The sequence below is a fragment of the Pseudomonas sp. ES4 genome (genome assembly GCF_050586665.1).
GTDB classification, from domain to species: domain Bacteria; phylum Pseudomonadota; class Gammaproteobacteria; order Pseudomonadales; family Pseudomonadaceae; genus Aquipseudomonas; species Aquipseudomonas frederiksbergensis.
Map to the genome: position 1 here is coordinate 74,040 of NZ_JBOBDO010000017.1, position 12,408 is coordinate 86,447.

11 protein-coding genes are annotated in these 12,408 nt (G+C 59.9%); 3 read left to right on the forward strand and 8 right to left on the reverse strand.

Translation table 11 applies throughout. The features are described 5' to 3' along the window. Both ACQ4OB_RS18765 and ACQ4OB_RS18770 read left to right on the forward strand, forming a co-directional pair. The gene (locus ACQ4OB_RS18765) at positions 1–579 is read left to right on the forward strand and encodes a hypothetical protein (RefSeq protein ID WP_430956219.1); all 579 of its coding nucleotides are present in this window, start codon (positions 1–3) and stop codon (positions 577–579) included. Between the two features lie 74 nt (positions 580–653). Continuing rightward, positions 654–1,259, forward strand: coding sequence for a GGDEF domain-containing protein (locus ACQ4OB_RS18770; protein WP_430956220.1), 606 nt, complete (start codon positions 654–656; stop codon positions 1,257–1,259). Here ACQ4OB_RS18770 and ACQ4OB_RS18775 read toward each other — a convergent pair. Both ACQ4OB_RS18775 and ACQ4OB_RS18780 read right to left on the reverse strand, forming a co-directional pair. Continuing rightward, the gene (locus tag ACQ4OB_RS18775) at positions 1,200–2,477 is read right to left on the reverse strand and encodes an amidase (protein WP_430956221.1); all 1,278 of its coding nucleotides are present in this window, start codon (positions 2,475–2,477) and stop codon (positions 1,200–1,202) included. The genes ACQ4OB_RS18770 and ACQ4OB_RS18775 overlap by 60 nt on opposite strands. Next, entirely contained in the window at positions 2,474–2,899 is a 426-nt protein-coding gene (locus tag ACQ4OB_RS18780) for a VOC family protein (RefSeq protein ID WP_074876276.1), read from the reverse strand. The genes ACQ4OB_RS18775 and ACQ4OB_RS18780 overlap by 4 nt, the downstream gene beginning before the upstream one ends. A 112-nt stretch (positions 2,900–3,011) precedes the next feature. On the opposite strand from ACQ4OB_RS18780, the gene ACQ4OB_RS18785 reads away from it, so the two are divergent. Beyond that, positions 3,012–3,878, forward strand: coding sequence for a LysR family transcriptional regulator (locus ACQ4OB_RS18785; protein ID WP_430956222.1), 867 nt, complete (start codon positions 3,012–3,014; stop codon positions 3,876–3,878). A gap of 183 nt (positions 3,879–4,061) precedes the next feature. On the opposite strand, the gene fabI is transcribed toward ACQ4OB_RS18785, so the two are convergent. From fabI to ACQ4OB_RS18815, 6 genes are read right to left on the reverse strand one after another with little or no spacing between them, the layout of a single operon-like run. Then, positions 4,062–4,856: an enoyl-ACP reductase FabI gene (fabI, locus tag ACQ4OB_RS18790; protein ID WP_008152082.1), complete on the reverse strand. Its 795-nt coding sequence runs from the start codon at positions 4,854–4,856 to the stop codon at positions 4,062–4,064. Positions 4,857–4,877: 21 nt separating this feature from the next. Further along, positions 4,878–6,488, reverse strand: coding sequence for an ABC transporter ATP-binding protein (locus tag ACQ4OB_RS18795; protein WP_430956223.1), 1,611 nt, complete (start codon positions 6,486–6,488; stop codon positions 4,878–4,880). Between the two features lies 1 nt (position 6,489). Beyond that, positions 6,490–7,509: an ABC transporter permease gene (locus ACQ4OB_RS18800; RefSeq protein ID WP_074876282.1), complete on the reverse strand. Its 1,020-nt coding sequence runs from the start codon at positions 7,507–7,509 to the stop codon at positions 6,490–6,492. A gap of 1 nt (position 7,510) precedes the next feature. Continuing rightward, on the reverse strand, positions 7,511–8,584 hold the full coding sequence (locus tag ACQ4OB_RS18805; RefSeq protein ID WP_074876283.1) for a microcin C ABC transporter permease YejB: 1,074 nt from the start codon (positions 8,582–8,584) through the stop codon (positions 7,511–7,513). Between the two features lie 4 nt (positions 8,585–8,588). Beyond that, a complete protein-coding gene (locus tag ACQ4OB_RS18810; protein WP_430956224.1) occupies positions 8,589–10,430 on the reverse strand; it encodes an extracellular solute-binding protein in 1,842 nt (613 codons plus the stop codon). Beyond that, entirely contained in the window at positions 10,427–12,259 is a 1,833-nt protein-coding gene (locus tag ACQ4OB_RS18815) for an extracellular solute-binding protein (RefSeq protein WP_430956225.1), read from the reverse strand. The genes ACQ4OB_RS18810 and ACQ4OB_RS18815 overlap by 4 nt, the downstream gene beginning before the upstream one ends. Positions 12,260–12,408: the final 149 nt, after the last annotated feature.

Consider the following 12,408-nt stretch of genomic DNA (forward strand, 5'->3'; position numbering starts at 1 on the left):
ATGAGACGACATCTGATGCTTGGCGCAGTGGTGTTGATCGGCCTGGTCGGCTACGCCGAGGACTTGTTCGCTGACAATAAGGAAGCGATCAAGGCGTTCGATACCGTGCAACAGGTCTTCCAGAGCCCGCGCTGTCAGAATTGCCATATCCCCGGCGATTCGCCATTGCAGTTTGACGCCGGGATCCCTCACGCCATGAACGTCGTGCGGGGCATGGACGGCAAGGGCGCGGCGGGTTTGCCCTGCGCGACCTGTCACGCCGAGCGCAATCCGCCGGCCAGTTACGGCGCAAACGCACCGCCAGGGGCGCCGCACTGGAGCTTGCCGCCAGCCGCGCACAAAATGGCCTGGATCGGTCTGCCGGCCGATAAATTGTGCGCAATGATCAAGGACCGTTCGAGCAACGGTGACCGCGATTTCGCTGCGCTGATCAAACATGTCAGCGAAGACAAACTGGTGCTCTGGGGCTGGAATCCAGGATATGGAAGGGCGCCGGTACCGGTGCCGCACGCCATTTTCGTTACCCAGTTCAAGCTTTGGGCTGATGCGGGAGGGCCATGTCCGGTCGCGGGTAGCTGACCGGCGGTCCGTTAACAGGGAGTCAAAGCGGGTATGGACGACTCTAAGAAATATACCCGCCAATGGAGTGAGTAATGCTGATCCCAGGCAAACCGGTAAAACCAGGCGCGTGCGCCGACCCGTTGCGCACGCCATTGCAGGAGCGCGAGCTGCTGCGTGACTTGGCCCGCAAGGCCGAGGAGGAGTTGATGGGCGTGCAGATGGCGAGCATGGACGAGTTGACGCTGCTCTCCAACCGACACGGTTTTACAGCGCTGGCCCAACAAGGGCTGGATGTCTGTCACCAGCTGAAAAAGCCGGCAACGCTGCTGCTTTTCAATATCGATGACTTCAAACACATCAATTATCTCTATGGTCGTGCCGAGGGCGACAAAGCCCTGAAAACCTTCGCTGATGTGCTGCGCATTGCCTTTCGCGAGAGCGATGTAATCGGCCGGCTGGGCAGCGACAAATTCGTTGCGTTACTGACCGGGTCAAGCGTTGTGGAGATTCCCGCGATCAGGGCACGACTCGAAGAAATACTCGAAGAGCGTAATGCCACAGAGCATCGCGGTTGCGACATCCACTTCAGTGTCGATCAGATCGAGTTTCATCCTGCGCTCCACGAGACGGCCGAAGGCTTATTGGCCGCGATCAGTGAGCAAATCGACAGCGACCCGTTCGGCCACCCGGAGCAGTGAACCGTCATTTCTGAACCGGCCGATCATCTGTAAACCGATGGGCATCGATCCTTCTGCGCGAACCAGCGGGATATTCACCTGCGGCCAGCCGAACGCGCCCCAGAACTTGATGAAATCCGATGGGCCGGTGCTTTCCAGACCCAGGGGCGCAACCATCCCGCAGCAAGGGCCGAGCATCGCGTCGTAGGGCTGGCAGCGTTCATTCAGGCGCGGTGCAAGCGCTGCCAATCGGGCCTTGGCAGCGGACTCCTGTTCCCAGGTGGTCGCCGCCGCTCGGTCGAACATTGCCAAGGTCGAAGGGCTTAGCAGTGCGCGGTGTCCCTCAAACTCCTTCGCCAGAGAACGCGCGCCTTCGCAGTCGTTGATCAACAGGTGATCGTCGAATACCCCGGCAAACTCATCCGGTAGTTGCACGTAGTCGACCTGATGGCCGGCACTGCGCAAGTGGTCCACCGCCTGTTCCAGGGCGTTGGCCACCTCGGGGTCGACCTGATCCCAGCGCGCTGTGCGATAGAAGCCCAATTGCAGAGGGCGTGGTTCAACCTCCGGCATTGTAAAACCTGGAATCAATACCCGCGCCACCAAGTGCAGATCCCGCACCGAGCGACCGTACCAGCCTACGGTGTCGAAGCTCGGTGCCAGCGGTTTTACACCTTCCAGCGATACCAGTCCAAACGACGGTTTGAACGCGAACAGACCGCAATAGGACGCCGGTTTCAGCAGTGAGCCGGCCGTCTGGGTACCCAGCGCCACCGCAAAGAAATCCGCTGCCATCCCGGCCGCCGAACCGGCGCTGGAGCTGCCCGGCGTGCGGTCCGGGTCATGGGGGTTGCGGGTCGGGCCGGTGTGCATGTACGCAAATTCAGTGGTGTGGGTCTTGCCCATGATCAGCGCGCCGGCCTGGCGGAGCAGGGTCACCACATGGGCATCCCGGGCAGGTTGATGACCGGCATAGATGGGTGAGTTGAATTGCGTCGGATGATCGGCACTGTCGAAGACATCCTTCACCCCCACCGGAACGCCGGCCAGCAAGCCACGATTGGTGTGCGACGCAGCATCGGCGCGGACTTTTCGGGCATCGAACGAGACGAAGGCCTGAATCTCCGGCTCCAGTGCCTGAATGCGCTCAAGGGCCGTTTCGGCGATGGCGGCGGCGGTGGTCTCACCCTTGATCACGGACTGACTGAGGGTCGTGGCATCCGGGACGGGGCGGATCATTTGGCGAACAACTGAGTGATGTCCTTGAACGCCTTGAACTCCAGCGCATTGCCGCAAGGATCGAAGAGAAACATCGTCGCTTGCTCACCCACCAATCCCTGGAAGCGAATGCCCGGTTCGATGACGAACCGGGTGTCGAGGGCTTTCAATCGCTCGGCCAACGCCTCCCATTCGTTCATCCCCAACACCACGCCGAAATGCGGCACCGGTACGTCATGACCATCGACAGCATTGGTGTGCGCGGCTTCTTGCGAGGCGTTTTTCGGCGCCAGGTGAATCACCAGTTGATGGCCGAAAAAATTGAAATCGACCCAATGATCGCTTGATCGACCTTCTTCCAGGCCGAACACGTTGCCGTAGAAATTACGTGCGGCAGTCAGGTCATGGACCGGGATGGCCAAGTGAAAAGGGGAGAGTTGCATCGGATGTGCCTCGGCTGTCTGGATTCGAACTGATTTTAGCCCTGTGCTTTTTGATTAAAAGACGATAATTTTTGCCGCGAGCTCAAATTATTTCGATCAAACGGGAACAATCATGCTGCGCGAACTGAAAACTTTCATTGCCGTCACACGCTATGGCACGTTCTCTGCGGCCGGAATGCACATCGGCCTGACCCAGTCGGCGGTCAGCGCGCAGATGCGCAATCTGGAGCAGGCGCTGGGTATTCGCTTGTTCGATCGCACCGGGCGTCAGGCGCTGCTCAATGCAGCGGGGCAACGCGCGTTGCCGATGGCGCGAGAGATCCTTGAGACCTTCAGCCGCATGGCGGTCAGCGATGATGTCAGCGAGTATCGCGGCGAGTTGAAAATAGGCGCCGTGGCCACGGCCCAGACCGGACTGCTGCCCCAGGCATTACTGCGACTGAGGCAACAGGCGCCGTTGCTGGAGCCGAAACTGGTGCCCGGCGTGTCGCTGAACCTGCTGAGCCAGGTGGACACCGGTGAGGTGGATCTGGCGATCCTGATCAAGCCGCCGTTCGAGTTGCCCAAGGAGCTGTCAGCGCAGATCATCCGCAAGGAACCGTTTGTATTGATCGTGCCGGCGGACCTTGAAGGCGATGAGCCGTTGCAGATCCTCGCGAGCCATCCGCAAGTGCGTTACGACCGCAATTCGTTCGGTGGAAGACTGGTAACCCGGTTTTTGCGCGAGCAGCAGATTGATGTGCAAGTGGCTTTGGAATTGGATGAGCTGGAAGCCATCGTGAAGATGGTTGAATGCGGATTAGGGGTGTCGCTGCTACCCGAGGCCGGGCTCTGGCTTGAGCATGGGGCGAAGGTGCGGATCATCCCGTTGGGCGCGTTGACGTTCTACCGGGAAATGGTCCTGTTGCAGCGCTATAGCCAGCGCACACAGCCGATCCAGCAGCTATTTGCCAGTTGCCTGACACCGAGTGATGGTTAAACACAAATCCCCTGTGGGAGTGAGCCTGCTCGCGATAGCGGACTGACATTCAAAATTGATGTCGACTGACACTCCGCTATCGCGAGCAGGCTCACTCCCACAGGGGTTCTGCATCAGGCCGCAAATCGCAGGTATAAAAAAACCCGCCTGAAGAGGCGGGTTTTTTAAGGGGCTGACCGAAGATTATTCTTCGAGGCTACCCATGGCCGTGGTGTTGAAACCACCGTCCACGTACATGATTTCGCCGCTGATGCCGGACGCCAGGTCCGAGCACAGGAAGGCGCCGGCATTGCCGACTTCGTCGATGGTGACGTTACGACGCAGCGGAGTTTGCGCTTCGTTGGCGGCCAGCATCTTACGGAAGTTCTTGATGCCGGAAGCAGCGAGGGTGCGGATCGGGCCAGCCGAGACGCAGTTGACGCGAGTGCCGTCCGGGCCCAGGGAGCCAGCCAGGTAACGAACGCCAGCTTCCAGGGAAGCCTTGGCCATGCCCATCACGTTGTAGTTCGGCATGGTGCGCTCGGCGCCCAGGTACGACAGGGTCAACAGGCTGCCATTGCGGCCTTTCATCATTTCGCGGCCAGCTTTGGCCAGGGCCACGAAGCTGTAGGCGCTGATGTCGTGAGCGATGCGGAAACCTTCACGGGTGGTGGCTTCGGTGAAGTCGCCATCCAGTTGGTCGCCCGGGGCGAAGCCGACGGAGTGCACGATGCAGTCCAGGCCGTCCCACTTCTTGCCCAGCTCAACGAAGACCTTGGCGATTTCTTCATCGCTGGCCACGTCGCACGGGAAGCACAGATCAGGGTTGGAGCCCCAGCTTTGTGCGAACTCTTCGACACGACCCTTGAGTTTGTCGTTCTGATAAGTGAAGGCAAGCTCAGCGCCCTCGCGATGCATGGCGGCAGCGATGCCGGATGCGATGGACAGCTTGCTGGCGACACCGACGATCAGTACGCGCTTACCGGCGAGAAAACCCATGTGTTGCTCCTCTCTTTCAGGTTATTGCGCAGTGGCCGGGGCCAGGAAAGCGGCTTCCAGCAACTGCTGTGTATACGGATGTTTGGGGGACGCAAAAATACTTTGCGCGTCTCCCTGTTCGACCACTTGGCCTTGCTTGACCACCATCAGCTGGTGGCTCAGCGCTTTGACGACAGCCAGGTCATGGCTGATAAACAGATACGTCAGGTTGTACTTGGTTTGCAGTGAACGCAAAAGCTCCACCACTTGGCGTTGCACTGTCCGGTCGAGGGCCGATGTCGGCTCGTCCAGCAGAATCAACGCCGGTTTTAGCACTAATGCCCGGGCAATGGCGATTCTCTGCCGTTGCCCGCCGGAAAATTCGTGGGGGTAGCGGTGCCGGGTTTCCGGATCCAGGCCTACCTCCTTGAGTGCCGCAATAATCGCCAGTTCCTGTTCCGCCTCGGTGCCCATCTTGTGGATCCGCAGGCCTTCGCCAACGATCTGGCTCACGCACATCCGTGGGCTCAGGCTGCCGAACGGGTCCTGAAACACCACCTGCATCTGTCGACGCAGCGGCCGAACCTGTTGCTGCGTCAGGCAGTCTAGCTGCTTGCCTTCAAAACGGATCGCGCCTTGGCTGCCGATCAGCCGCAAAATCGCCAAACCCAGTGTCGACTTGCCAGAGCCGCTTTCTCCCACAATCCCCAGGGTCTGGCCCTGAGGCAGGCTGAAATTGATGCCGTCCACCGCTTTGATGTGGTCTACGGTCTTTTTCAGAAAGCCTTTCTTGATCGGGAACCAGACTTTCAGGTCCTCGACTTGCAGCAACGGCGGGCCGATAACGTTAGTTGCCGGCTTGCCGCTGGGCTCCGCTGCCAGCAGTTCCCGAGTGTACGGATGCTGCGGTGCGCGGAACAACTCTTCGCACGATGCCTGTTCGACGATGCAACCGCGCTGCATGACACATACGCGATGCGCAATTCTTCGTACAAGGTTCAAATCGTGACTGATCAGTAGCAGCGCCATGCCCAGCCGGGCCTGTAATTCCTTGAGCAATTCAAGTATTTTCAGCTGAACGGTGACGTCCAGCGCGGTGGTCGGCTCGTCGGCGATCAGCAGTTCCGGCTCGTTGGCCAGGGCCATGGCAATCATCACCCGCTGACGCTGGCCACCGGACAGTTCGTGGGGCAGGGCCTTGAGACGCTTCTCGGGCTCCGGGATGCCGACCATTTCCAGCAGCTCCAGCGTGCGCTTGGTCGCGATTTTGCCGATCAGGCCTTTGTGGATGCCCAACACTTCGTTGATCTGCTTCTCGATCGAGTGCAGCGGATTGAGCGAAGTCATCGGCTCCTGGAAGATCATCGCAATCCGGTTGCCGCGGATGTGGCGGATGGTTTTCTCTTTCAGGTCCAGCAGGTTCTGGTCGGCGTAGGTGATGGTCCCGGACGGATGCCGGGCCAGCGGGTAGGGCAGCAGCCGCAGGATGGAATGGGCGGTCACCGATTTGCCGGAGCCACTTTCGCCCACCAGCGCCAGGGTTTCGCCGCGCTTGATATCGAAGCTGACGCCTTCGACCACCCGTTGAACGCGCTCGCCAACGACGAATTCGACGGCCAGGTCGCGCACTTCGATCAGATTGTCCTGATTCATTTCACTTCCTCGGGTCGAAGGCATCGCGAGCGGACTCGCCGATGAACACCAGCAAACTCAACATCAACGCCAGCACGGCAAACGCGCTCATACCGAGCCACGGCGCTTGCAGGTTGGATTTGCCCTGGGCCACCAGTTCACCCAGGGACGGCGCGCCAGGCGGCAGACCGAAGCCCAGAAAGTCGAGAGCGGTCAGGGTGCCGATGGCGCCGGTCAGGATGAACGGCATGAAGGTCATGGTCGAGACCATGGCGTTGGGCAGGATGTGGCGGAACATGATCGCACCATTCTGCATGCCCAGAGCCCGCGCGGCGCGCACGTATTCCAGGTTACGACCGCGCAGGAACTCGGCGCGCACCACGTCCACCAGGCTCATCCAGGAGAACAGCAGCATGATCCCCAGCAGCCACCAGAAGTTCGGCTGGACGAAGCTGGCAAGAATGATCAGTAGATACAACACCGGCAGCCCAGACCAGATCTCCAGAAAACGCTGCCCGGCCAAATCCACCCAGCCGCCGTAAAAGCCCTGCAAGGCCCCGGCGATCACGCCGATGATCGAGCTGAGAATGGTCAGCGTCAGGGCGAACAGCACCGAAATCCGGAAGCCGTAAATCACCCGGGCCAGCACATCGCGCCCCTGATCGTCGGTGCCCAGCAGGTTGTCGGCGGAAGGCGGCGCCGGGGCCGGGACTTTCAAGTCGTAGTTGATGCTTTGATAGCTGTAGGGAATCGGCGCCCACAGCACCCAGGCGTCCTTGGCCTTGAGCAATTCGCGGATGTACGGGCTCTTGTAGTTGGCTTCCAGCGGGAATTCGCCGCCGAAGGTGGTTTCCGGGTAACGCTTGAGCGCCGGGAAATACCAGCCATTGTCGTAGTGCACCACCAAGGGTTTGTCGTTGGCGATCAACTCGGCGCCGAGGCTCAGCCCGAACAGCAGCAGGAACAGCCACAACGACCACCAGCCACGCTTGTTGGCCTTGAAAAGTTCGAAACGTCGGCGATTGAGAGGGGACAGGTTCATCTCAATGCTCCCGGCTTTCGAAGTCGATGCGCGGATCGACAAAGGTGTAGGTGAGGTCGCCGATCAGTTTCACCACTAATCCCAACAGGGTGAAGATGAACAGCGTGCCAAAGACCACCGGGTAATCGCGGTTGATCGCCGCCTCGAAACTCATCAGCCCGAGGCCGTCGAGGGAGAAGATCACTTCCACCAGCAACGAACCGGTGAAGAAAATCCCGATAAACGCCGACGGGAACCCGGCGATGACCAACAGCATGGCGTTGCGGAACACGTGGCCGTAGAGCACGCGGTGATTGGTCAGGCCCTTGGCCTTGGCGGTGACCACGTACTGCTTGTTGATCTCGTCGAGGAAGCTGTTTTTGGTCAGCAGGGTCATGGTCGCGAAGTTGCCGATCACCAGCGCCGTCACTGGCAATGCCAGGTGCCAGAAGTAATCGAGGACCTTGCCGCCCATGCTCAATTCATCGAAGTTGTTGGAGGTCAGCCCTCTGAGCGGGAACCAGTCGAAATAGCTGCCGCCGGCAAAGACAACGATCAGCAGGATGGCGAACAGGAACGCCGGTATCGCGTAACCGACGATGATCGCCGAACTGGTCCAGACGTCGAAATGGCTGCCGTGCCGCGTCGCCTTGGCGATCCCCAGCGGGATCGACACCAGGTACATGATCAGCGTGCTCCACAACCCGAGGGAGATCGACACCGGCAACTTTTCCTTGATCAGGTCAATAACCTTGGCGTCGCGGAAGAAGCTGTCGCCGAAATCCAGGGTGGCGTAGTTCTTGATCATGATCCACAAGCGTTCCGGCGCCGATTTGTCGAAGCCGTACATGTGCTCGATTTCCTTGACCAGCGCCGGGTCCAGGCCTTGCGCCCCACGATAGGCCGAGCCGGCCACCGAGACTTCGGCACCGCCGCCAGCGATGCGGCTGGTGGCGCCTTCGAAGCCTTCGAGCTTGGCGATCATCTGCTCCACTGGCCCGCCGGGGGCGGCCTGGATGATCACGAAGTTGATCAGCAAAATGCCGAGCAAGGTCGGGATGATCAGCAGCAGTCGCCGAAAAATATACGCCAGCATCTGATTACTCCGTGCCCGTAGGGTCGGCTTGCAGTTTGGTTTCGACTTCTATCGGCAATGTCGCGTCAGGCTTGACCCACCAGGTATTAATGCCGATGTCGTACTTGGGGGAGATTTTCGGGTGGCCGATGTGGTTCCAGTACGCCACGCGCCAGGTCTTGATGTGCCAGTTGGGGATCACGTAATAGCCCCATTGGAGCACGCGGTCCAGTGCGCGGGCGTGGGCCACCAGACTTTTGCGCGAATCGGCGTTGATCAGTTGCTCGACCAACTGGTCCACCACCGGGTCTTTGAGGCCCATGGAATTGCGGCTGCCGGGTTTGTCGGCGGCGTCGGACATCCAGAATTCGCGTTGCTCGTTACCCGGCGAATTGGACTGCGGGAAGCTGCCGACGATCATGTCGAAGTCCCGCGAACGCACGCGGTTGATGTACTGCGAGACGTCGACCCGACGGATCACCAGTTCGATGCCCAGGTCGCTGAGGTTGCGCTTGAACGGCAGCAACACACGTTCGAATTCGGTCTGGGCCAACAGGAACTCGATGGTCACCGGTTTGCCATTGGCGTCGACCATCTTGTCATCGACAATCCGCCAGCCCGCCTCTTGCAGCAATTGATAGGCTTTGCGCTGCTGGGTGCGGATCATCCCGCTGGCGTCGGTCACCGGGTTCTGGAACGCCTCGCTGAACACCTGCTCGGGAATCTTGCCGCGGAACGGGTCGAGGATCGCGAGTTGATCGGCGTCCGGCAGGCCACTGGCCGCCATTTCCGAATTCTCGAAGTAGCTGCGGGTGCGCGCGTAGGCGCCGTTGAACAGTTGCTTGTTGGTCCATTCGAAGTCCAGCAACAGCGTCAGGGCCTGACGCACGCGCACATCCTGAAACACCGGGCGGCGCAGGTTGAACACGAAGCCTTGCATGCCGGTGGGGTTGCCGTTGGGGATCTCTTCCTTGATCAGCCGACCTTCGGCCACCGCCGGAATGTTGTAGGCCTTGGCCCAGTTTTTCGCGGCCGATTCCAGCCAGTAGTCGAACTGGCCGGCCTTGAGCGCTTCCAGTGCGACGGTGTTGTCGCGGTAGTAGTCGGTGGTCATCACGTCGAAGTTGTAGAACCCACGGTTGGCCGGCAGGTCCTTGGCCCAGTAATCCTTGACCCGCTCATAGCGCACCGAACGTCCAGCCTTCACTTCGCTGACCTTGTAGGGGCCGCTGCCCAATGGCATTTCCAGGTTGCCCTTGGTGAAATCGCGCGTCGCCCACCAATGCTTGGGTAGCACCGGCAATTGGCCGAGGATCAGCGGCAGCTCGCGGTTGTTGGTGTGCTTGAACTTGAACAGCACCGTCAGCGGATCTTCAGCGACCACTTCCTCGACATCGCTGTAGTAACCGCGGAACAGCGGAGCGCCGTCCTTGATCAGGGTCTGGAAGCTGAACACCACATCCTCGGCGCGCAGCGGATGCCCGTCGTGGAAGCGTGCCTCGGGGCGCAGGTAGAAACGCACCCAGCTGTTGTCCGGGGCTTTTTCGATCTTGCCGGCGACCAGGCCGTACTCGGTGAACGGCTCATCCAGGCCCTGTTTGGCCAGGGTGTCGTAGATCATGCTGATGTCGTCGGCCGCGACACCCTTGTTGATGAAAGGGTTGAGGCTGTCGAAGCCGCCGAAACCGGCCTGGCGGAAGATCCCGCCCTTGGGCGCGTCGGGGTTCACGTAATCGAAATGTTTGAAATCGGCCGGATATTTCGGCGGCTCGTTGTACAGGGTCAGGGCATGTTGCGGGGCGGCACAGGCCAGCCCGGCAAACAACAGACCGCTGGCCTGCAAGAGCAGGGTGCGTAAGGGTTTCATCGATCTTTCTCCGAAGATTTCAGCCACCAGGCGCTCAGGCCCAACGTGTAGGGCGGCGTGGTGACGAAGGCGAACCGGTTGCGGTAGGCCAGGCGGTGATAATTGAGGTACCAGTTGGGAATGATGTAGTGCTGCCACAGCAACACCCGGTCGAGCGCCTTGCCGGCGGCGACCTGTTCATCGCGGGTCTGGGCGGCGAGCAATTGTTCGAGTAAATGGTCGACCACCGGATTGGCAATCCCGGCGTAGTTTTTGCTGCCCTTGACCCCGACCTGGCTGGAATGGAAATACTGCCACTGTTCCAGGCCCGGGCTGAGGGTCTGGTTGAGGGTCATCAGGATCATGTCGAAGTCGAACTGATCGAGGCGTTGTTTGTACTGGGCGCGATCGACGGTGCGCAACCGGGCGTCGATGCCGATGCTGGCGAGGTTCTCGACGTAAGGCTGGAGGATACGTTCCAGGTTCGGGTTGACCAGCAGGATCTCGAAACGCAACGGTTGGCCGATGGAGTTTTGCAGTCGCTGACCGTTGAGCTTCCAGCCGGCCTCGGCGAGCAGCGACAGGGCCTTGCGCATGGTTTCCCGCGGAATGCCGCGGCCTTCGGTCTGCGGCAGGCTGAACGGTTCGGTGAGCAGCTTGGCGGGCAACTGATCGCGATAGGGCTTGAGCAGCAGCCACTCATGACCGACCGGTAGGCCGGTGGCGGAGAATTCGCTGTTGGGGTAATAACTCATGGCGCGCTTGTAGGCGCCGCTGAACAGCGTGCGGTTGGTCCACTCGAAGTCGAACATCAGGCCCAGCGCTTCGCGGACCTTGGCCTCGGCAAAAGCTGGCCGCCGGCTATTCATGAACAGGCCCTGGCTCTGGGTCGGGATCTGGTGCGCGATTTGCGCCTTGATCACATCGCCACGACGCACGGCCGGGAAGTTATAGCCATTGGCCCAGTTTTTCGCCTGGTGTTCGATATAGATGTCGAATTCGCCAGCCTTGAACGCTTCGAAAGCCACGTCGCTGTCACGGTAGAACTCGACTTCCATACGATTGACGTTGTATTTGCCACGATTGACCGGCAAGTCCTTGCCCCAGTAATCCTTGACCCGTTCGAAAATGATCCGTCGTCCAGGCTCTACCGAGGTGATGCGATAGGGGCCGCTGCCCAGTGGCGGTTCGAAGGTGGTGGCCTTGAAGTCGCGACCTTTCCAGTAATGCTGGGGCAACACCGGCAACTCGCCCAGGCGCAGGATCAGCAACGGGTTGCCGGCGCGCTTGAAGACGAAGCGAATACGTTGCGGATTGAGGATGTCGACCCGCGACACTTCCTGAAGGTTGGTGCGGTATTGCGGATGGCCTTCCTTGAGCAACAAACGGTAGGAGAACGCCACGTCATAGGCGGTAATCGGTGTGCCATCGTGGAAACGCGCTTCGGGGCGCAGATTGAACACCACCCAACTGCGGTCTTCGCTGTATTCCACCGATTGGGCGATCAGGCCATAGCTTGAGGTTGGTTCATCGCCGGACGGCGCGTACTGGCCGGTGCCGACCATCAACGGTTCATTGAGTTCGTTGATGCCGTATTGCAGGAAGTTGGCGGTGGAAACCGGACTCGAGCCTTTGAATGTGTAGGGGTTGAGCGTATCGAAGGTGCCAAACGCCATCACCCGCAACGTACCGCCCTTGGGCGCTTTCGGGTTGACCCAGTCGAAGTGGGTAAATCTGGCCGGGTACTTGAGCGTGCCGAACTGCGCATAACCATGGCTTTCGCTGATCGTCGCGCTTGCGGGGGAGCTCAAGGCCAGGCAGATCAGGAGCAGGAGGAGGGCATGCTTCAAGTCAGGGATCCGATCCAGGCGGCTTGGGCTTTGTGGGCCGTACAGTAACAGCTTGTATCGACAGGAAAAAGACGGGGGGTTAATGCGTGGTTAATTGTCGGGGAGATTGGCCTGCAAGCGCAAAACCTGTGGGAAGGGGGCTTGCCTGT